The sequence below is a fragment of the Bacillus sp. SRL543 genome (assembly GCF_984799205.1).
This window is the reverse complement of record NZ_OZ481794.1, coordinates 2,081,536-2,101,258: the sequence shown is the minus strand read 5'-3', so window position 1 is coordinate 2,101,258 and position 19,723 is coordinate 2,081,536. Positions and strand designations below refer to the sequence as shown.

The window sequence follows — 19,723 nt, the reverse complement described above, 5'->3', positions numbered from 1 at the left end:
CAAAAATGTGGAAGAATAGGAAAAAGACCCATTGAAATTGCCAATGGATCCTGCTATTTTACACCTTAATGATGTCCCTCATGACTGCCGGAAGGCGCCTCCCCTTCCTTCATCAGCTCTTCCAGCACAGCTTCGGTAAGCTCCCCGACAACAAACCGCTTTTGCGGCATGATGAGCGATCCGGCGCTGCTGGCATGTACTTTAATCGTATAAACTCCGTCCCCTTTAAAGTTCTTTGTCAGCTGATACATGCCTTCACCTTCTTCTGATGCCTCTTCCATTGGATAATGAACACTGCCGTCCCGCTTCCAGATTTCGAAATGGACATAATCTGCACCTTCCACTTTCTTCCCGTTTTGCGTAAGCACCGCCCGGATTGGCACATCCTCTCCTGCAGCAAATGAGTCAGGCAGAATGATTTCAGCCTGGAGCGGCCACTCTTTTTTATATAAGTCCTCTGTATTTTCAGCCAGGGAACAGCCGCCAAGCAGCACTCCCATTACAATTAAAAATAAAACTCTTTTCACAATAAGACTCCCTTATGCATTCATGAATTTTTTGACAGCTGGAATCCGCCGGATGATGAGCCAGTCCACAAGCCAGACAGCTATGAGCGACAGGCCGACAAGCGGAAAAATGATGCCCAGAGCAACCAATATGAACAGGAAGACCTTCATTTTTAATGCTGAAGGACCTGCAGGGGCGCCCATCCCTTTTTTCGGCTTCCGTTTCAGCCAGAGATACAGTCCGCTGGCTGCGACAAGAATGATGCCAAGACAAATGAACAGACTTATAAGCTGATTGATCAGTCCAAACTGGGTTCCTTTATGAAGGGTGATTCCCCAGGCAACCAGCTTCCCGATAAAGCCATAATTGTCATAGCGGTAATCAGCAAGCACCGCACCCGAATACTGATCCAGATGGATGGTGGCTTCATTCTGGGCCTGTGCCGGAAAAGCAGAAAGTGTAAAAACACCTTCCTTCGTTGAAGGGAAAATGATTGTATAGCCCGGATCCATGCCTTCATACTGGGCAATCGTGACTGCATCATTGATGGAAAGCGGGATAAAGCCTTCCACTTCCGATTTTGGGACCTCGAGATTCTCGGCTGCCCAGGGTACTTCTGCAATATCCTTTGTCTTTACAGCAGATTCTGGGGCACTGCCGGTCCAGACGGAAGGAGGATAACCTTCCCCTGTGTTCGTGGCCCAGTTCTGGAAGTTCACTCCCCAGAAGCCTGACCAGGGCAGACCGGTCATAATCAGGAAAAGCATTCCTGCTGTCACCCAAAATGCAGGCACTGCGTGCAGATCTCTTCTGAAAACTCTTTTTCCCTTATTCAAGCGGGGAAGCAGCACGCCTGCCAGCCCTTTTGACTTCCTCGGAAACCATAAATAAAGTCCCGTAACAATCAGGACAACCGCGCAGCAGGCAGCCAATTCGACAATCCGGTCGCCAAGGGTTCCTGCCATCAATTCGCCATGGATTTCCTCAATTTTATCCATGATCCGGTCCTCATTGTTCAATGTCCCCAATGACTTTCCTGTATAAGGATCAATAAATACAGTAAGTGACTCTTCCCCATTTATAATGCTTACTTCACTGGAACGGGCGTCTCCCTCTCCAGGCCGGTATTTCGATATAAAAGCATCTGGATACAGCCTCTTAACTTCTTCAAGCTGTTCTGAAGGAAGAATGCGCTCCCCCTGCGGCTGGACTTCATAATATTCCTTGTAGATCACCTGTTCAATCTGCGGCTTGAACAGGTAGACCGATCCTGTCACTGCCAAAATGATCAGGAACGGTGCAAAAATAATGCCGGCATAAAAATGCCATCTCCAAATCGTTTTATAGAGGGAGCCCTCCGGTTTCACTTTTTTCTCCATAGAAGCTGTATTCCTTTCATAATCATATTCTATAAATCAATATAATATGGAAATGTGAGGGATGAATGAAGTTTTTGCAAAAAGTATTAATAGATTCAACAGCATAAAAAGAGCCTGCCACTGGCTAACAGGGCAGGCGTCTTTAACTGTACGGGCGGAAGCTAGCAAGCTGTGATTATCTTCCGCAGCATTTCTTATACTTTTTCCCGCTTCCGCAAGGACAAGGGTCATTTCTCCCCACTTTTGCTTCGGTATTGCTGTCCTTATTGGCAGCCGGGAGCGGCTTTAACTGCTTTTTCTCCATGCTGCTCAGCTCCATGGAGGTATGGCCTTTGAGGAACCATTCTCTTGTGCTGTTCATCAGTTCCACGACTATGTCCATCAGTGCCTGCAGTTTCTCAACACTGTCGAATTTAAACATGCTGGTCAAGTATTTCATCAGATCTTCAGGTGTATCTCCTACCCTTGTAGCAAAAACACACTCTTCGGCGACCAGGTCTGCATCTTCTTTCGTAATTTCGAATTGCTGCGCCAGGAATTGGACGAGCTGCATATAGCTTTTATTTCTTTCCACAAAGCCAGACTCACCAGCCGCCATGAGCTGCTGTTTGGTGAAAGGATAATATGATAGATTCTTCCTTGCCTGATGCTCCTGGATCACTCGTTTCGCATCAAATACCCTGCGATTAGAATAGCCATCCCCATTAATCTGCAGCTCCGTGCGGAATGAGTTGGCATCACGGATTACATTAAGATAATCCCTTAGGTGTACTGGATATTTTAGATATTTTTCCAGGAATTCTGCCAGCTGCACAAATGACAGGGTTCCATAATAATACAGAAGCCCGCCTGTAAGCCTGATCCATTCTGTGTTTTTATTGACGGCAGATCTGATATGTATACTGTTCTTTAGTTCTTTTACTTTTTCAATCAGTTCGTGTGGTACAGCAAGTACAGGCTCGCCTTCAATAACACCGCTGTAAATAAGGCCGGTTCCGCGGAAGTATGCAATCTGCTGCGCCTCTATATGTGGTGCTGGCATCATTCCGCCGCTTTCGGCAATATCCAGGAGCAGCTTAAACCTTTCGCTGTCCCAGCTAAGAGGAATGCTTTCAAGGTTTTCAGCAATTTTCTCCTCGAGCAGGATGATCAGCTCTGCCTTTTTCAAGCTGCTCGCATTTTTAATGGCCAGATTTCTTCTTATTTGATCAAGTTCACCCTTGGTGAAAGCATTCAGCCCTTCATTCAGTGTAAAAGGGACACGTAGTTCACTCCAGTGCTTTTTGAATTGTTTCACATCCTGGCTTTTCTTCAAATCTTTCAATCCGTCCAGGATATTATTTTTCTGTTTTTCAAGTACTGCATTTCCGCTCATGTATATGTACTCCTTTCTCTCTTATTCATTCACAATCAATCATCGATTTTTCATTAATGAATACATGTACATTTCCAATCTACTATTATACACATAAGAGCCTGCCGGGATAAAATGAATCAAAATAGAAAATAGTCCGTCAATAAGGATATTCCTTGATTTAGAGGGATATCAGGGATCATGCTGTCATAAATTAACGTCTCGTATAGGCGGTAAGTAGAGAACGGTCCTCTTGTACCTGAATAAGGGAATCAGTGACAGGCTGAAAAAATAAGAGGAGAAACCCCCCCTATTTTCAAAAAAACTCTAAAAATAGCCAAAATAGACGGAGAAATTCCGGCTATCAGATCAAAAAACAGGAAAATAGGTGACTTCGCTCTTCTTAACCGGAATTTCTACGCTTATTTACACCAACTCGTGCCATATTCAGCAGCCTAACCGGAAATTCTCCGCTTATTTTAATGCTATCTGTTTTGGGTCGATCTTCCATAATTTCGTTCCCAGGTTTGATGTATATTACATACTAACTTGCCGCGTTTGTGACATAAGAAAAGGGTCTCCCCTCTATTTAAGGAAAGACCACATAACTTTTTAAATTAAATACTTTAAAGACACTTAATATCCTTAATTAGATAAAAAAATATCTGCTTACTCCGTTCTCTGTGCAATTAGCATGTATAAAGATGATGCTGGAAAGGATTTCTCAGTTACTGTAAATCCTGCTTCTTTCATTTCACGCTCCATCCTTTCCATGGAAATTCTCGGCGCTTTCCCAGAACTTTTCTTTGGTTCAAGTTCCAGACAAATTAGATAACCTTCTTTTTTCAGGACATTTTTCATTTGCTGCAATAGCGGTGCGAGTGGCTTGATTTCATGCAGGACCAGAGAAGCAATAATGATATCAATAGAACTGTCTTTTAAAGGAAGTGCCTCCATACTCGCCAGCACTGGGACAATATTTGTCACCTGTTCCTCCAAAGCTTTCTCATTAATAATTTCCAGCATAGCCGCGTCGATATCCAGCGCATATACGCTGCCATTGATCCTTTTTGCTGCAGGGATGGAAAAATAGCCGGTCCCGGCGCCAAAATCGAGCACGCTATCCGTTTCCTTTAAAGGAATCATATTTAGTAATTGTTCGGGAGATAATACCTTTCTTCGCTCAGGGCTTTCTAAGTATGATACTTTTCCTTTATCGTGCTTGCCATGCGAGTGATGGATCATACAAATCCTCCTATTTTTGACTTTTATTTTTCTTGGCTATATCTCTCTTCTATAAGAGCTGCATTCACAGCAATGGCAGCCATACTGCCTTCCGCTGCGGCAATGATTAGCTGGGAAGCACCGGCTATTCGCGTATCCCCGCAGGCATACAGCCCTTCTGTGTTCGTGCGCTGCCAACTGTCAGTTGTAATCCCTCCCTGCTCATTTAGTGTGTAGCCGAGTGAATCAAAAGAAGCAGCCTGTTTCCATCCCGAGGCAATAAACCCTCCTTCACGAAGCACTGAAGTTTTATCTTCAAGCTGGATTTTTTCCAGCAGCCCCTCTTTTCCTATGAGTGAGGAAATCTTCTTTTCGTTAATACCGATGCCATTATTTTTGAGCAATGCTTTTTCTTCGAGCGAAAGGACTTTCCTGCCGTTCGTAAAAATAATTAAATCATTCGTCCAGTTAGACACCACTTTCGCCATATGAAACGCCGCCTGCTGCTCTTCAGCGATCACCGCCAGCGGCCGATCTCTTAATTCCCAGCCATCACAGTAAGGACAGCCGAACAGGCTCTTGCCATAGAACTCTTTAGCCTTTGGAATATCTGGAAGAATTTCCTTGAAGCCTGTGGCGATTATAATTTTTTTGGCACTATATACTTCCGCGTTTTCTGTCTCTATTTGAAACAAATTGTTTTCTTTATTTATACGATGCACCCGCTGCCGTTTAAGCCTCACGTTCGGGTACTTGCTTAATTCTCCTTGAGCAATCTTTTTGAATTCCTGCGGATGTATACCATCCCTTGTGATAAACCCGTGGGACTCAGAAGTTACCGCATTTCTCGGTTTGTTGTCATCAAACAGGATCGTTTTACGTCTTGATCTTCCGAGCACTAAAGCAGCATTCAACCCAGCCGGGCCTCCGCCAATCACCGCGCAGTCTAATACCATTTTGTTCACTCCCTCAATGAATTTAGATATTTTTGAATTTAGATATTTTCTTATTTCCGTTGTGATTCTGCCTCTTTAGCGATATCGATTAGAAGCTTTGATGCCAGTTCACTTTTCATATTTTCCTCAGCCTGTCTCATGACGTTCTCAATCAAGCAGCCTTCATGGTGAATGGAGCAATCGAATAAGCTGGTCTCCCCTTCAATCGCGTGGATAACATCCAAAAAGGATATGTCATGTTTTGTTCTGGAAATTTTATAGCCTCCCTTCGCCCCAGGAGTTGATTCGATCAAGCCCGCTTTCGCAAGTTTGGTTAAAACCTTAGAAAGGTAAGTCGGGGAAAGATGCTGCATTTCTGCTAATTCCTGTACCCCCACTGTGCCCTCCCCAGGCTCCAGCATTAGATGGACCATCGTATGCAGAGCATAGTTTGTCGCGTTTGAATATTTCATAATAACCTCCTTCAATAAAAAAGATATTAAAGACTCTTAATATCTGTAATTAAGTCGAGTCTATCACTTGAGGTAAAGGAAGTCAACAAGATGTTTTCAAAAGTAACTATTTTAACCAGGTCATGTGTATAGTTGCTTAGTGTATTCTTTACTCCCCTGCCAGCTAACCATACATAAGTTCCATAAAGTGGTGAAAAATATAATCACTAACATTTTGAGGTGAAGGAGATATGTCATTCAAGGAAGGACTGACCCAGTCAGAAAAAGCTTACAATCAATTTACTGATACCAATTCCCTTTTTGCGGAGATCTTGATGGAGGATTTACTATTTACTTGGCAATGGTGGGTTGGTATCGGACTCTTTATAATCCCATGGTTACTCTGGTTTTTCCTAAGAAAAAGGGAAAGCAGTGGACGTTTGCTTTTAGGCGGATTATTGACTGTCATTTTGTCACTTACAATCGACCTCGCTGCTTTGTCAACTGGGCTTTGGTCTTATCCGATGGTCATTATCCCATTAGCGCCCTTTTTATTTTTACCCTATCACTTTTCTTTAGCACCTGTAGGTATTATGTTTACATTGCAGATTAAGCCAAATATGAACTCTTTTTTAAAAGGTGTAATTTTTTCTGCGGTTGCTGCATTCGGAGGGATGAATCTTTTCAATGCCATTGACTTCTATAACCCCAAAAATTGGTCAACTTTGTATGACTTTTTCATTTTTCTTTTTCTTTATTATGCCGCACACAGCATTATAAAACTGGATAGCTTTGAGAAGATAAAAAAAGAGTAATTAACTAGAACAGTATCCTTCACTTCAAGAAGGAATACAGCTTACCATTTAGCAAAACAAAACGCCTTGACAATAGTGAATGTTAATATGATATTTTCTTGCGAAAAAGGAAGACCAAATCATAAGCGATTTGGTCTGTTAATTAATATGCCACTTCGAATTTTTCTCCCTAAACCCGGAAGGCGTTCAATTGTTATGTTCTTTGCCGTTCATCACTATATCCTCTTGGCAGTCTGATGATAAAAGCTGTCCTTCCCGGGCTGCTCTTTGCTTCAATTGTTCCTCCATGCAGCTCAATGATGCTCTTTGCTATAGCCAAACCAAGCCCGGACCCTCCAGTAAAATGCGATCTGGATTTTTCTACCCGGAAAAACCTCTCAAAAATATGAGGCAGTTCAGCCCCCGGGATGGCAGGCCCATAATTGGCAACCTGTATCTCGACATTATGGCCTGTGCCACCAAGGATGATATCCAGATACTTGCCTTCTCTGCCATACCGGACGGCGTTTTGGATCAGGTTCTCAAAGACCCGGATCAGCTTCCCTCCATCTCCGAGAACAATAGGGGATTCATCCCCTTCAAGGAACTGCCTCCACTCCATCCCAGCGTCCTCCAGCTGCACACGGGATTGAACCGCAAGCTGATTCATCAATTCCTCCAAATCGATCGGATGCTTTTCAGAGAGTGCCTGCTGGTTCTGCATGTATGTGTATTCGAAAATGTCTTCTATCAAGGAATGCAAACCTGCTGTCTTATCAGTGATGACTTGAATATAATGGCGCAGCTCCACCTCATCCTGATAGCGGTCTTCATTGATTAAATTTAAATAGCCGATGATTGAAGTGAGCGGAGAGCGCAAATCATGGGCCACATTTGTCACCAGTTCATTTTTCAGCTGTTCTGCTTTTCTTACTTCTACAATAGCCTGCTCTGATTTAGTGAAGATTTCCTGAATCCCTTCAGCCAGCCTGCTGAATTCGCCATTGCCGGATAATACAGCTTGGCCCTCTTCAAAAGCCAGCTGCTGAACCTCCTCCGTCAGCTTTTTCACATAAAAGCTTAGGTACCGTTTCCTTTCATACAGGTAAAAAAGCAGCAGGAATCCAGCCGTCAAAATTGCATAAAAAACGAGAAGCACCAATGACCTTCCGTAAGATAAAAGGAACAGCAGGCTTTCAGCAAATCTCGAATTGTCCTCTATATACCAGACAGCAGGCAATAGGAGGGCGGCAACAGCTATTGCAAGGAAAAAAGAGAGGATGATATACATCGCAATCTTCCATTTTGGAATGAAACTGAGGATATGTTTAAGATTATCTATCAATTTTATACCCCACTCCCCATACCGTTTTGATGAGTTTTTCGCCTGGTAAGGCTGCTTCAAGTTTTTCGCGCAGATTGCTTATATGGACCATAACTGTTTTATTGGACCCCTCACCTGGTTCATTCCATACACTTTCAAATATTTCTTCAGAAGAAAAGACACGGCCCTGGTTTCTTGCCAGCAGATATATAATTTCAAATTCAATGGAAGTCAGCTTTATGCTATTCCCTTCGGCCAGCACATGATGCTTTTGTTTATCAATCGCAAGGGGGCCGATTTGCAGAACAGCATCGCCCTTTTCTGGCTGGGAGTAGTTTGCTCTCCTAAGCAGAGCCTTCACTCTTGCAGTGAGCTCCAGCGGATTAAACGGCTTGCTCATATAGTCATCGGCGCCAGTCATCAGGCCCATGATTTTGTCCATATCCTCTACCTTTGCACTCACCATCAAAATAGGCACCTGGCTGCTTTTCCTGACCTGCGTGCAAAAAGACAGCCCGTCCATCTCAGGCATCATGATATCCAGAATGATTAAATCAGGCTGGCTTTTGCCAAAACTGTTCAAGGCTTCAACCCCATTGCCAGCTTTGCAAATCTCATAGCCTTCATTCTTTACATACACCTCAATCAGCTCAGCAATATGCTGATCATCATCAACAATCAATATTCTCGTCAATGACTGACTCTCCCTTCTTTTCATGCAGCTGAAACCGCTTCAGCAGATCGCCAATAAGCTTTAATTTGAACAGGCTTTTCACAATGAAAAATCCAAATATAGCTCCTGCTGTATTTGCCAGCAGATCATTCACATCCGTGCTTCTGCCGCTTCCCAGCGTAACCCGGATCAGCAGCTGAACCAATTCAAAACTAAGACTCAGTGCAAAGCCCAGCTTTGCTGCTTCTTTAAAGGAATCTATCCTCCTGTTCAGGAACGGAAGGTACATCCCGAATGGCACAAGCATAATCACATTCAGCATAAACGTCATCATATCTATTGTCAGGACAGGTATAAAGTTTACTGTCTGATACCACTTTACCTGATTTGCATACTTTCCTATATTCACATCTATCGGGAAAAATACAAGGTGAATAACGCAAAGCAAGTATATCCCAAATGACAGCAAAACAACATAATGAAATATCGTCACCTTCCTTTTTTGGCGCTTTCCCCAGACTGCCAGAAACAGGAGCCCCAATAAAAAGAGAGGACCCAGCACAACCCATGATTCAATAGTGAACATAATCGATTTTTCCATTAACTTTCCTCCTAGTCATTTGCTTAACAAAATCCAGTATAGGAGGAAATTGTAAAGAATTTTTAAAGAAAGAATTAAGGATAACTAAATTATCAATTTCTATGTTCTCTCTGCAGGCTGCCCCAGAAAACTGAAAAAGCCCCGTAAGTCTGCAGGGCTTTCAACAGTTGCTAGATAAGGAGAAAGGATTCACATTCAAGATGGCGAATATTCTAACTCAATACAGTTGTTTTCTTCCCCTCCGCCCAGTCTTGAATAAACTCCTTCTGCCTTGGATTTAAATTGCCAGGCAGTGCATTCCTCTCGAAATACCGATGCTCCCTGCTCTCGTCTCCGGTTTGCTTTAAAGTCCCGCTGAACGCGCTGGTCTTAAATATAATCTGGACACTAAACACCCTGTCTTTATTGGGATGGATATTCAACAAAGCATTTCTCCCCTGAGTAGATGCCGAACAGCTCCAGCTCGTGAACCTTCAGTCCTGTTTCTTCAAGGGTTTCTCTTTTAGCCGTCTGCTCAAAAGTTTCGCCCAGCTCCATCACTCCGCCGGGTATGCACCAATTGTCTTCGTCCGTACGGTGCTGAAGGAGTATTCTTCCCCCATTTTCGATGATGATGCCGCAGCCAACAGTGAACAGTGTTTCATGCCCGATCCATTTTCTCATTGTTTTTATGTAGTCCATTATCCTAACCTCTTTCCCTTCTTCATTTAAGGTAAAAAAGAACCCTTAATCACCATAATGATTAAAGGCTCTCGGTATCTTTAGTTAACATAATATTTTTCTAGGAAACTAATTCCTTTTTCATTAAGCCCAGCGTCTCGGCTGTTGAAGTCTGAATTTCATGGAAAAGAGCCGGATTGCTGGCCAGCGATACACCGAATGATGGAATCATTTCTTTGATCTTCGGCTGCCATTTCTGGATATGTTCAGGGAAGCATTTCTCAAGCACTTCAAGCATAACCTGTACGGCAGTGGATGCACCCGGGGATGCGCCAAGCAGGGCTGCGACCGAACCATCCGCTGCACTCACAACCTCTGTTCCAAATTGCAGCGTTCCTTTGCCGCCCGCTTCTGTGTCCTTGATGACCTGCACACGCTGTCCGGCTACGACTGTATCCCAGTCACCGCTTTGTGCGTTGGGGATGAACTCGCGCAGCTCCTGGATCCGCTTCTCATGCGACAGCAGCACCTGCTCAATCAGATACTTGGTTAATGGGAATTCCTTCATTCCCGCTGCCAGCATTGTAAAGACATTATTCGGTTTAACAGAACCGATCAGATCGAAATTTGAGCCTGTTTTCAGGAACTTAGGCGAGAATCCGGCAAAAGGCCCGAACAGCAGGGATTTCTTATTATCGATATATCTTGTATCAAGATGGGGAACCGACATTGGCGGCGCTCCGACCTTTGCTTTTCCGTACACCTTGGCATGGTGCCTGGCAATGACATCCGGGTTATTGCAGACAAGGAAGAGCCCGCTGACAGGGAAGCCCCCAATTCGCTTCGACTCCGGAATCCCGGTTTTCTGCAGCAGCGGCAGACTGCCGCCCCCGCCTCCGATGAAAACGAATTTGGCGGTGTGATGCTCAACCGTGCCGCTTTCGAGGTCCTTAACCTTTACCTCCCACATGCCCTGGCTGTTCCGTTTGATATCCTTCACCGCATGCTTGTAATTCATCTCTACGTTTTGCTTCTTCAAATAGTCAAAAAGCATCCTAGTCAAAGCACCGAAGTTCACGTCAGTACCGGAATCAATTTTCGTAGCGGCGATCGGTTCGTTTGATTTCCGGTCCTCCATAATGAGAGGAATCCATTCCTTCAATTTCTTAGGATCACGCGAGAATTCCATGCCCTGAAACAGCGGTACACCTGAAAGCGCTTTAAATCGTTTTTGCAGGAATTCCACATTTCCCTCGCCTTCCACAAGGCTCATATGCGGTATTGGCATGATGAATTCCTGGGGATTGCGAATTAGATCTTTTTTGACTAAATAAGACCAGAATTGGCGTGACAGCTGGAATTGTTCGTTAATGCTGATCGCTTTCTTTATATCGATAGAGCCATCAGGCTTCTCTGGCGTATAGTTAAGCTCGCACAATGCCGCATGGCCTGTACCCGCATTATTCCACTCGTTGGAACTTTCTTCGCCTGCACCCGCAAGCTTCTCAAAAACCTTGATCTCCCACTCAGGAGCCAGCTCCTTCAGAAAAGAACCCAATGTTGCACTCATGATCCCGGCACCAATTAAGATAACGTCTGTTGCTTTCTTTACGTTGCTCATAGTACATTCTTTGCCTCCTATATGTGAAAAAAGATTGTGCGCTATTTCACCTAGAAATTCACTCTTCCGTATCAAATAAAACCCTTTCATATTCTATTATAATGATTCATTGGTTAATTTATCTACTATTATCTGATTATTATATAATATTTTTTGTCTGGAAAAAAGTGCGAAGGTTTACTTTATACTGGAAAAATCAAAATTTCTGTACTTTTTCCGCCATAATAGGACTGAGATCAAATAGATATTATATTTCTATATTAAAATAAAAAGTAAGCGTTAACAAGTTTGTTTTATCAAGGCAAATTATTTTTCTTAAAGGCTTTGATAGTGTTCTATGTGTAACGTAGCCTTCTTAACAAATAGTTTTACATTTCCCGCTGCGTCTGCCGGAAAATAAAAAAGCCTACTCAAAGAGTAAGCTTACCCAGAATACACAGCCTCACAAGTGCCTGCCTGCGGCTCATAGTAACAATGATTTTTATATTGGCCGGCAAAAGGCTGGTCATACCAAGTCGGAGGACATGGCGCATACGGATTAAAATACCAAAGAGCATATTTTCCTGGATGCTGCCTCCAGAAGTCCAGGTTCTGCTTCGCTAATCTTCTCTCCGCTTCTCTTGCCCTTTGATAAAACACATTCCCTTTTTGGACAGCTTCAAAAGAATAATTCCCGCCCTGTACCTGATAAATGACATCCCGTACAGATCTCAAATCCTTAAAATCCAAACAGTTGGCTAAAAGACGGTTCACAATCACATTCCCCACATACAGCATTCCCTGTTTGCCTTCCCCTTCAGCCTCTGCCCGCATCATCCTGGCCATCAGGTCCACGTCAGCACTTCGGTAATTCACTCGTGGCATATTTCTCACCTCCATGACAGTGTATGACGGGATGGCCTGTTTGAATGTTAGTGTTTGTTGAATAGGGATGTCCTTTTTATGAATGGTACGAAAAAAGCGAACAGCCAAAAGCTGTTCGCTTAGTAAACTTTATCCCCAAATCTCCTTAGAAATATCTACAATATACTTCAGCTTTGCCCACTGCTCTTCCTCTGTCAAAATATTCCCGTGATGGGTTGAGGCGAATCCGCATTGAGGGCTGATGCATAATTGCTCTAAAGGCAGATATTTTGTGGCTTCTTCAACGCGCGCTTTGATATTTTCCTTGTCTTCCAGAGTGCCATGCTTTGAAGTAAAGACACCCAGCACGACCTGCGGGCCGCCATTTGGAACGAACTCCAGAGGACCGAAGTCACCGGAACGGTCATCATCATATTCCAGGAAGAATCCGTTCACCTTCTCTTTCGCAAACAATACTGGCGCGATTTTTGCATAGCTGCCTTCAAATGCCCATTTTGAGCGGTAGTTTCCGCGGCAGAGGTGGGTGGTTACAGTCAGATCCTCCGGTTTATCTTCCAGTACTCCGTTCACTACCCTCAGAGCCAGGTTAATCAGCTCTTCACGTGAATAGCCGCTGTCATTGAAAGGAATTTCCGGAGCATTCAGGCCGGCAATGTACACATCATCCAGCTGCAGGTAGCGGCAGCCGGCATCATAGAAGGCTTTGATCGCATCCTTGTAAGTCTGGATGATATCATTCGCATATTCTTCAACATCCGGATAGATGTCAAGGTTTCTGATGCCTGCGTTGAACAATTGGTTCGGGCTTGGGATGGTTTGCTTTGCAACTGCACGATCTCCGACAATTTCTTTAAATTCGATAAAGTCTTTAATATGCGGATGATCAGGACTAAACGATATTTTCCCAACTACACGAACATCATATCTTTCTGTTTCTTCCCCTTTGAAGGCAAAGCCATGATCCGGCACATAGCCCTCCACCCCATTCAAGTGCTCAAGGAAATCAGTATGCCAGAACCTGCGGCGGAATTCCCCATCAGTTACAGCCTGTAGGCCAACCTCAATTTGCTTGTCCACGATCTTCTTGATTTCTTCTGTTTCGATGGCATGCAGCTCCTGGGCCGTAATCGTGCCTTCCTGGAACTCCTTCCTGCTCTTGTGGATCCTCTCCGGACGCAATAAGCTTCCTACATGATCTGCTCTGAATGGAGCTTTAACAAGTGTCTTAGTCATAATGAACTCCCTCTCCCCATATATCCAAGGCTTATAAAAAAGCTGCCATGGAACTTGGCTTGTTTTAATTAAAGTAAGTGTAGCACAGGGAAATTCTTATAACGTAACACAATGTCGCTATGCCTTGTTATAGCTTTAAGCTATAACCCGCCAATCTCTTCTTTTATGCTTTCCTTCAAATACTGGATATAGATATTGGCAAGCGGGCTGTTTGTCACATTTTTATGCGTAATATAACCCACATTAATCTTCTCATCCACTTTCAATGGAATGGCAATGATATCCTTGCTGTTAAGTTTATGGCTTATGACACCTGTAGAAATGGTATAGCCATCCAAACCAATCAGCAGGTTAAACAAAGTGGCCCGATCCGTCACCCGGATATTCTTCGGCCTGGAAAGGGTACTGAGAATCTCCTCGGAAAAATAGAAGGAATTATAGTCTCCCTGCTCATATGAGAGATAGGGATACGGATCCAAATCAGATAAAGTGACATAATCCCTTTCCGCAAGCGGATTTGTAGAGCTGATAAATATATGGGGATCTGCCTCAAAGAGCTCATGAAACTCCAGGCTTCCTTCCCTCAGAAACTTGTAAATGACATTTTTATTAAATTCATTCACATACAAAATTCCGATCTCACTGCGCTGATTCTTCACATCATCAATGATTTCATAGGTCTTCGTTTCCCGCAGACTGAATTCATATTCCTCCGGATCATATTCTTTTAACAGGCGGACAAACGCACTGACTGCAAAGGCATAGTGCTGGGCAGAAACAGAAAAATGCTGCTGCGGAGACCGTGCATACGTATAACGATTTTCAAGAAGCTCCGCCTGTTCGACCACCTGCCTGGCATAGCCAAGAAACTCTGACCCTTCAGGAGTGATGACAATCCCTTTATTGGACCGCGAAAAAATCGTGATCCCCACTTCCTCCTCCAGCTCTTTCAGCGCATTCGAAAGACTGGGCTGGCTGATGAACAGCCTTTGTGCCGCTTTGTTGATCGAGCGGCTTCTGGCTACTTCGATTACGTATTTTAGTTGTTGTAGTGTCATGGTTACTTCCTTTACAAATAGTTTTTTCTGCTTTATTGCAGCTGTTTTCAGAAGATTATAAGGCATTCTGCAGCAATAATCCATTTAATACACCTTTTGGTGCTTAAACACTTCTGGTCCTGGATTCAAAGCAGGCAGAAAAAAGAACCCAGCCTGATCAGCCAGATTCTTATGTATTCTATGCTTCTACTTTATTGAAAAACTGCGGCAGATGTTCTTTGTGGGCTTCAAGCATTTCGTCGACAATTTGTTTTGCAAGCTTATCTGATGCAACTAAAGGATTAATTGTCAGTGCCAGGACAGCTTTGTCATAATCCCCGGTGACAGCAGCTTCTGCAGCAATTCGTTCAAATGATTTTATCTGCTGGACCAAACCGCGGATCGGCACAGGGAGGTCACCCATGACTATAGGCCTCGGGCCGTCCTTTGTGATAATGCAGCTTACCTCGACTGCTGAATCATCCGGTATGCTCGCTATTGCTCCATTGTTCAATGTATTGACAGGCTGGATATCGCGTTTATCATTGAACATGGAAGAAATCAGGCGGACGGCTGCATCAGAATAGTATGCGCCTCCCCGCTTCTCAAGCTGCGGCGGCTTAATGTCCAGGTTCGGATCCTTATAAAGTTCAAAAAGGTCATTTTCTAGTTTTTGAACTACTTCTGCACGGGTGCCTTCCATTTCTGAATTTTTCAAGTCCTTCTCAACCATTTCCCTTGTTTTATAATAATACAGATGGTATGGGCATGGAAGAGCGTTTAAGGCTTTAAGAAAAGATGGCTCCCAACCAATTCCCTGAACATTCTTTACAAAGCTGCTGTTCTGCGGATCAGTGAGAAGGTTTATTACTTTTTCTTTTACACTCTCTCCATCGAGGTACACATCAAGACCATATACCATGTGGTTCAATCCGGCAAAATCGATTCGAATACGGGAATGTTCCACATCAAGCAATTTCGCAATTCCCATTTCCATTCCTATAGGAACATTGCAGAGGCCTACTACCTTTTTGATATTAGAATAGCGGAGAACAGCTTCCGTCACCATTCCTGCAGGATTTGTAAAGTTAATCAGCCAGGCATCCGGACACAGTTCTTCCATATCTCTGCAGATATCTAAAATAACCGGTATTGTCCGAAGCCCTTTAAACAATCCTCCAGGACCGTTTGTCTCTTGTCCCAGCACTCCATATTTTAAAGGAATTCTTTCATCCTTTGCCCGTGCATCCAATAAACCTACCCGAAATTGTGTAGTTACAAAATCGGCATTCTTTAAAGCTTCTTTACGATCAAGAGACAAATGAACTTCGATTGGAAGGCCTGCCTTTTGAACCATTCGTTTTGCGAGATTGCCTACGATCTCCAGCTTCTCTTTCCCAGCTTCCACATCCACCAGCCAAAGTTCACTTACCGGCAGCTCCTGATACCTCTTAATAAAGCCTTCGACTAATTCAGGAGTATAACTTGATCCGCCGCCAATGGTAGCAATTTTCAATCCTTTTTTCATGCATTCACACCTCCGGATAAATTTACGTGCTCATACAAATCTACAAATTCGCCTGCCATGTCTTTTATCGTAATGCTATTCATGAGATGGTCCTGAGCATGCACCATTAATAGTGTAATCTCTGTACTTTCTCCTCTCACTTCTCTTTGGATCAGAGATGTTTGGATCAGATGCGCGCTGTTTAGCTCATTAGCTGCTTCCTCTATTTTTTTTCTTGCTCCAGCTATGTCCCCGCTCTTGGCAGCAGCAATTGCTTCCATGGCAGAGCTTTTGCCATTGCCGCCATGAAGGATGATCTGAAAGATTGTCTCTTCGATGCTAGCCATAAAGAAAACATCCCTTCTTTCTAAAAGTTTGTTTTAATGACAATCCATACTCATGTTTGCTCTTTTTAAAAAACCTATGAAACTATCCCTTTTTGACCGTTGATTAAATCAATAGCAGCTTTTAAGACTTCCGGTCCATTGCACATTCCATAATGAACGGGATTGATAGAATCTACGGGTATATTTTTTTCCTCGCACAGCTTTTTCATTTGAGGCATTAAATAACGCACCTGCGGACCAAGCAGCAGTACATCGGCATTGTCAATATGCCGTTTTACCGCATCGGCACCTTCCGCCCAAATCTTAGCTTCAATCCCCTGGCTTTTAGCTGCTGTTTCCATTTTGGTCACCAGTAAGCTTGTAGACATTCCAGCTGCACAGCAAAGCAAAATATTCATCTTTATTCCTCCCTGATTTTTTGTTCTGATTGTTTGTCTCCTGTTCAATAAAAATAATATTCGATATTTTTATTGATATTATTTTGAAAAATGGAGGGAAGACAAATGCCCGCCATATAATTCTCGTGTTAAAAAATCGCTTTTAAACCTTTGGTTAACACTTCAATTAAGAGAAACAGGTTCCGGACTAATCCGGTCCAAGAACCTGTTCGTTCTACTCACACCAAAGTTTCAATCGAAACCTCCCGAAAGGTTACAAGATCAATCCCGCGTGCAGTAATGGCTTCGCGGACAGCTGGATCGGTCAGGATAGTTAGTTCTCTTATACGCTGTATAGAATAAGAGCTTCCGGAATTTATCTGTTCATCAATATAAGCTGGATGTGTCATTAACTCTGCCGTCTCAAACGGTAGGACTTTATCAAGAAGTCCGATCAAATACTCTGTCGTCAGCTGGTCTCCGTAAAATTCATGATTGAAATATTGGACTGGCTGAAGTGGATTGGGATCGATGCTTGCTTTTCTTATCGGCAATTGATTTTCCAAGGCTATCTTCTCAACTGCCGGATAAACATGCTTAAGTGAATGGACATGATGATGGCTGTCAATATGAGTAGGCTTGATTCCAAATGATAGAAACTTTTCAAATTGGCTTCTTAATTCAAGTTCGATTTCCTCTGGTGCTCCGAGCTCATCTATTTCGGCAATTCTGTTAAATTCTCCTCTGTTGTTTACAAGGGAGGCCACTTTATTACTTACGGGACTTCCGCAGGTTAATACAAAGTGGATTCCCACTCCCAAATCGGGATTTTTCTTCGCCAGGCCGGCAGCATGTTCAGCTCCAGGCATATTGGCCATTAATGTAGTCGAAGTGACAACGCCATTTTGAAAGGCTTCAATAATGCCCAGATTAACTCCCTTAGAGTAGCCAAAATCATCGGCATTGATGATTAACTTAGTCATTCATTCAGCTCCTTAAATATTTACGACTTTTTTATCAGAAGGAGTTACTGGAGTTTCAAACCCGCCTTCTTCTGCAAGCTTTTGTTTATCCCAAATCCGGAAGAATGGATAGTATATCGCAAACGCCAAGGCGAAGTTTACCAGCTGAAGGACGGCTCCTGAAATCTTCCCGCCTGCTGCCAGGTATCCTCCAATTATTGGGGGCATTGTCCATGGAACTGCTATGCCTGCCGGTTTTGCCACTAATCCTGTACTCATGCCAATGTAGGTTGTAATTACCATTACAAGTGGTGTTATCACAAATGGAGCGATCAAAATAGGGTTCATGACAATCGGCATTCCAAACACTACAGGTTCATTAATATTAAATAACCCCGGACCAATCGCTAAACGGCCCAATTGCTTCATTTGCTTGCTTCGAGCCCTCAAAATCATCGCTATTACCAATGCCAGCGTAGCTCCGCTTCCTCCTACATAAACAAAGATATCGAAAAATTGCTGTGTGAATATGTTTGGCAAAGTTTCGCCTCCCTGGAATGCAAGGCGGTTTGCATCCATTGACGACAGCCATATAGGACCCATTACTCCTCCAACAATAGATGCTCCATGTAATCCACAGGACCATAACAGCTGTATAAGGAATACTGCAACCAGGCTGCCAATCAAACTTCCGCCTAAGATGCCAAGCGGTTTTCCGAGCACTTCGCCAATAATATTATGCAAGCTCTGAAAATCGGTTTGCTCTACAATAAGACGAAGAACCCAAATCAGCGATATAACAATAAAACCGGGAATAAGTGCAACGAATGACTTGCTGACAGCCGGCGGAACGCCGTCAGGCATTTTGATAATGATATTTTTCTGGATGAAAAAACGGTATATTTCTGTGGAAATCATCGCAATCAGCATTGCCACAAACAGGCCCTTGCTTCCCATTAAAGCTGCAGGGATAGCTCCTCCTACCAGAACCGCTTCAGAAGCCCCATCTGGTGTAAATGAAACTTGGTACGGTGTTGCCAATAAGAATGCAGCCACCGAAATTGCACCTGCAGATAGTGCATCCACTCCATATTTCTCAGCGAGGCGGTACGCAATGCCAAAGGCGGCAATTAAGGCCATAATGTCAAAGGTCGCACCCACAGGATACATCAGCTTTGTCAGCCATTGATCACCAAAAGTGTTTGCCATGAAGTCGGCATAACCAGGTATAGGCAGGAAGCCGAGAATCAAAAATAGTGAACCGACAATGATCAATGGCATAGTCAGGATAATCCCGTCACGGAGGGCCTGAAGATGACGCTGGCCGGCTATTCTCCCCGCTGCCGGCATCACTTTATTTTCAAGGAAATCATTCATTTTGCTCATTAAACTCACTCCCCTATTTAGTTACTAATTCTTCTGCAAAACTTAAAACTTCCTTACCATTGCATGTGCCGTAGTGGCCCATACTAATGACGTCAACCGGGATCTTTTTTTCTTCACCCAGCTTCTTTAATTGAGGAAGCATAAAACGCACTTGAGGACCCAGAAGCAGAACATCCGCTTTGTCAATATGGTGGTGGACCGCATCACTTGAAACGGCCCAAATCTTACACTGTTTTCCTTGATCTAAAGCACTCTTTTCCATCTTGGTAACTAAAAGACTTGTAGACATCCCTGCTGAACAGCACAGCAATATATTCACTTTCTCCCCCCTTTTCAACTCGAGAATCTGCTGACCCGTAACCTAATAATAAAATGAAAACGCTTCCATTAACACATACACTTTTTCCGTTGAGCAACGGAAAAATTTTATTTGACAATTCTGACTATTTTACTTTTACTAAGCAGCTTTTAACTCTTAGAAAAATG

21 protein-coding genes are annotated in these 19,723 nt (G+C 43.5%); 1 reads left to right on the top strand and 20 read right to left on the bottom strand.

The genetic code is table 11. The features are described from left to right. Nucleotides 1–65: 65 nt before the first annotated feature. The 6 genes from AC4E8B_RS10610 to AC4E8B_RS10585 form a co-directional block, all read right to left on the bottom strand. Nucleotides 66–527: a FixH family protein gene (locus tag AC4E8B_RS10610; RefSeq protein WP_490218818.1), complete on the bottom strand. Its 462-nt coding sequence runs from the start codon at nt 525–527 to the stop codon at nt 66–68. A gap of 12 nt (nt 528–539) precedes the next feature. After that, the gene (locus tag AC4E8B_RS10605; RefSeq protein WP_490218816.1) at nt 540–1,886 is read right to left on the bottom strand and encodes a PepSY-associated TM helix domain-containing protein; all 1,347 of its coding nucleotides are present in this window, start codon (nt 1,884–1,886) and stop codon (nt 540–542) included. A 175-nt stretch (nt 1,887–2,061) separates the two neighbouring features. Continuing rightward, nucleotides 2,062–3,261, bottom strand: a complete 1,200-nt coding sequence (locus AC4E8B_RS10600; RefSeq protein ID WP_490218814.1) for a YecA family protein — start codon at nt 3,259–3,261, stop codon at nt 2,062–2,064. Nucleotides 3,262–3,909: 648 nt separating this feature from the next. Continuing rightward, nucleotides 3,910–4,485: a class I SAM-dependent methyltransferase gene (locus AC4E8B_RS10595; RefSeq protein WP_490218813.1), complete on the bottom strand. Its 576-nt coding sequence runs from the start codon at nt 4,483–4,485 to the stop codon at nt 3,910–3,912. A 23-nt stretch (nt 4,486–4,508) separates the two neighbouring features. Further along, nucleotides 4,509–5,420: an NAD(P)/FAD-dependent oxidoreductase gene (locus tag AC4E8B_RS10590; protein WP_490218811.1), complete on the bottom strand. Its 912-nt coding sequence runs from the start codon at nt 5,418–5,420 to the stop codon at nt 4,509–4,511. A 50-nt stretch (nt 5,421–5,470) separates the two neighbouring features. Further along, a complete protein-coding gene (locus AC4E8B_RS10585; RefSeq protein ID WP_490218810.1) occupies nt 5,471–5,872 on the bottom strand; it encodes an Rrf2 family transcriptional regulator in 402 nt (133 codons plus the stop codon). A gap of 230 nt (nt 5,873–6,102) precedes the next feature. On the opposite strand from AC4E8B_RS10585, the gene AC4E8B_RS10580 reads away from it, so the two are divergent. Next, the gene (locus AC4E8B_RS10580) at nt 6,103–6,666 is read left to right on the top strand and encodes a CBO0543 family protein (protein ID WP_490218808.1); all 564 of its coding nucleotides are present in this window, start codon (nt 6,103–6,105) and stop codon (nt 6,664–6,666) included. Between the two features lie 193 nt (nt 6,667–6,859). Here the strand turns inward: AC4E8B_RS10580 and AC4E8B_RS10575 are convergent, their stop codons facing one another. The 14 genes from AC4E8B_RS10575 to AC4E8B_RS10510 all read right to left on the bottom strand — a co-directional run bounded on the left by AC4E8B_RS10575 (nt 6,860) and on the right by AC4E8B_RS10510 (nt 19,556). Next, nucleotides 6,860–7,990 carry a sensor histidine kinase gene (locus AC4E8B_RS10575; protein WP_490218806.1) on the bottom strand — a complete coding sequence of 377 codons (1,131 nt, stop codon included), beginning with the start codon at nt 7,988–7,990 and terminating at the stop codon, nt 6,860–6,862. Beyond that, the gene (locus AC4E8B_RS10570; protein ID WP_490218804.1) at nt 7,980–8,687 is read right to left on the bottom strand and encodes a response regulator transcription factor; all 708 of its coding nucleotides are present in this window, start codon (nt 8,685–8,687) and stop codon (nt 7,980–7,982) included. The genes AC4E8B_RS10575 and AC4E8B_RS10570 overlap by 11 nt, the downstream gene beginning before the upstream one ends. Beyond that, nucleotides 8,641–9,243 (bottom strand): VanZ family protein, encoded by a 603-nt coding sequence (locus tag AC4E8B_RS10565; protein WP_490218802.1) that lies wholly within the window; start codon nt 9,241–9,243, stop codon nt 8,641–8,643. The genes AC4E8B_RS10570 and AC4E8B_RS10565 overlap by 47 nt, the downstream gene beginning before the upstream one ends. A gap of 402 nt (nt 9,244–9,645) precedes the next feature. Next, nucleotides 9,646–9,924 carry an NUDIX domain-containing protein gene (locus AC4E8B_RS10560; RefSeq protein WP_490218801.1) on the bottom strand — a complete coding sequence of 93 codons (279 nt, stop codon included), beginning with the start codon at nt 9,922–9,924 and terminating at the stop codon, nt 9,646–9,648. Between the two features lie 100 nt (nt 9,925–10,024). Continuing rightward, the gene (locus AC4E8B_RS10555) at nt 10,025–11,614 is read right to left on the bottom strand and encodes a malate:quinone oxidoreductase (RefSeq protein ID WP_490218799.1); all 1,590 of its coding nucleotides are present in this window, start codon (nt 11,612–11,614) and stop codon (nt 10,025–10,027) included. 333 nt (nt 11,615–11,947) lie between these two features. Then, complete coding sequence (locus AC4E8B_RS10550; RefSeq protein WP_490218797.1) at nt 11,948–12,388, bottom strand: cell wall hydrolase; 441 nt, start codon at nt 12,386–12,388, stop codon at nt 11,948–11,950. A gap of 129 nt (nt 12,389–12,517) precedes the next feature. Further along, nucleotides 12,518–13,621, bottom strand: a complete 1,104-nt coding sequence (locus AC4E8B_RS10545; protein WP_490218795.1) for a 5-methyltetrahydropteroyltriglutamate--homocysteine S-methyltransferase — start codon at nt 13,619–13,621, stop codon at nt 12,518–12,520. Between the two features lie 140 nt (nt 13,622–13,761). Continuing rightward, on the bottom strand, nt 13,762–14,679 hold the full coding sequence (locus tag AC4E8B_RS10540; RefSeq protein ID WP_490218794.1) for a LysR family transcriptional regulator: 918 nt from the start codon (nt 14,677–14,679) through the stop codon (nt 13,762–13,764). Between the two features lie 178 nt (nt 14,680–14,857). Continuing rightward, nucleotides 14,858–16,186 (bottom strand): 6-phospho-beta-glucosidase, encoded by a 1,329-nt coding sequence (locus tag AC4E8B_RS10535; protein ID WP_490218792.1) that lies wholly within the window; start codon nt 16,184–16,186, stop codon nt 14,858–14,860. Beyond that, nucleotides 16,183–16,512 carry a PTS sugar transporter subunit IIA gene (locus AC4E8B_RS10530; RefSeq protein ID WP_490218790.1) on the bottom strand — a complete coding sequence of 110 codons (330 nt, stop codon included), beginning with the start codon at nt 16,510–16,512 and terminating at the stop codon, nt 16,183–16,185. The genes AC4E8B_RS10535 and AC4E8B_RS10530 overlap by 4 nt, the downstream gene beginning before the upstream one ends. 74 nt (nt 16,513–16,586) lie before the next feature. Next, a complete protein-coding gene (locus AC4E8B_RS10525; protein WP_490218789.1) occupies nt 16,587–16,910 on the bottom strand; it encodes a PTS sugar transporter subunit IIB in 324 nt (107 codons plus the stop codon). 218 nt (nt 16,911–17,128) lie between these two features. Further along, nucleotides 17,129–17,872: a chitin disaccharide deacetylase gene (gene chbG / locus AC4E8B_RS10520; protein ID WP_490218787.1), complete on the bottom strand. Its 744-nt coding sequence runs from the start codon at nt 17,870–17,872 to the stop codon at nt 17,129–17,131. A gap of 12 nt (nt 17,873–17,884) precedes the next feature. Further along, nucleotides 17,885–19,237: a PTS cellobiose transporter subunit IIC gene (celB, locus tag AC4E8B_RS10515; protein ID WP_490218786.1), complete on the bottom strand. Its 1,353-nt coding sequence runs from the start codon at nt 19,235–19,237 to the stop codon at nt 17,885–17,887. A 13-nt stretch (nt 19,238–19,250) separates the two neighbouring features. Then, nucleotides 19,251–19,556, bottom strand: coding sequence for a PTS sugar transporter subunit IIB (locus AC4E8B_RS10510; protein WP_490218784.1), 306 nt, complete (start codon nt 19,554–19,556; stop codon nt 19,251–19,253). Nucleotides 19,557–19,723: the final 167 nt, after the last annotated feature.

Coding starts and splice junctions, on each gene's coding strand:
- AC4E8B_RS10605 (WP_490218816.1), bottom strand. CDS start 1,886: ATGGAGAAAAAAGTGAAACCGGAGGGCTCCCTCTATAAAACGATTTGG.
- AC4E8B_RS10600 (WP_490218814.1), bottom strand. CDS start 3,261: ATGAGCGGAAATGCAGTACTTGAAAAACAGAAAAATAATATCCTGGAC.
- AC4E8B_RS10595 (WP_490218813.1), bottom strand. CDS start 4,485: ATGATCCATCACTCGCATGGCAAGCACGATAAAGGAAAAGTATCATAC.
- AC4E8B_RS10590 (WP_490218811.1), bottom strand. CDS start 5,420: ATGGTATTAGACTGCGCGGTGATTGGCGGAGGCCCGGCTGGGTTGAAT.
- AC4E8B_RS10585 (WP_490218810.1), bottom strand. CDS start 5,872: ATGAAATATTCAAACGCGACAAACTATGCTCTGCATACGATGGTCCAT.
- AC4E8B_RS10580 (WP_490218808.1), top strand. CDS start 6,103: ATGTCATTCAAGGAAGGACTGACCCAGTCAGAAAAAGCTTACAATCAA.
- AC4E8B_RS10570 (WP_490218804.1), bottom strand. CDS start 8,687: ATGAAAAGAAGGGAGAGTCAGTCATTGACGAGAATATTGATTGTTGAT.
- AC4E8B_RS10565 (WP_490218802.1), bottom strand. CDS start 9,243: ATGGAAAAATCGATTATGTTCACTATTGAATCATGGGTTGTGCTGGGT.
- AC4E8B_RS10560 (WP_490218801.1), bottom strand. CDS start 9,924: ATGGACTACATAAAAACAATGAGAAAATGGATCGGGCATGAAACACTG.
- AC4E8B_RS10555 (WP_490218799.1), bottom strand. CDS start 11,614: ATGAAAGGGTTTTATTTGATACGGAAGAGTGAATTTCTAGGTGAAATA.
- AC4E8B_RS10550 (WP_490218797.1), bottom strand. CDS start 12,388: ATGCCACGAGTGAATTACCGAAGTGCTGACGTGGACCTGATGGCCAGG.
- AC4E8B_RS10545 (WP_490218795.1), bottom strand. CDS start 13,621: ATGACTAAGACACTTGTTAAAGCTCCATTCAGAGCAGATCATGTAGGA.
- AC4E8B_RS10540 (WP_490218794.1), bottom strand. CDS start 14,679: ATGACACTACAACAACTAAAATACGTAATCGAAGTAGCCAGAAGCCGC.
- AC4E8B_RS10535 (WP_490218792.1), bottom strand. CDS start 16,186: ATGAAAAAAGGATTGAAAATTGCTACCATTGGCGGCGGATCAAGTTAT.
- AC4E8B_RS10530 (WP_490218790.1), bottom strand. CDS start 16,512: ATGGCTAGCATCGAAGAGACAATCTTTCAGATCATCCTTCATGGCGGC.
- AC4E8B_RS10525 (WP_490218789.1), bottom strand. CDS start 16,910: ATGAATATTTTGCTTTGCTGTGCAGCTGGAATGTCTACAAGCTTACTG.
- chbG (WP_490218787.1), bottom strand. CDS start 17,872: ATGACTAAGTTAATCATCAATGCCGATGATTTTGGCTACTCTAAGGGA.
- celB (WP_490218786.1), bottom strand. CDS start 19,237: ATGAGCAAAATGAATGATTTCCTTGAAAATAAAGTGATGCCGGCAGCG.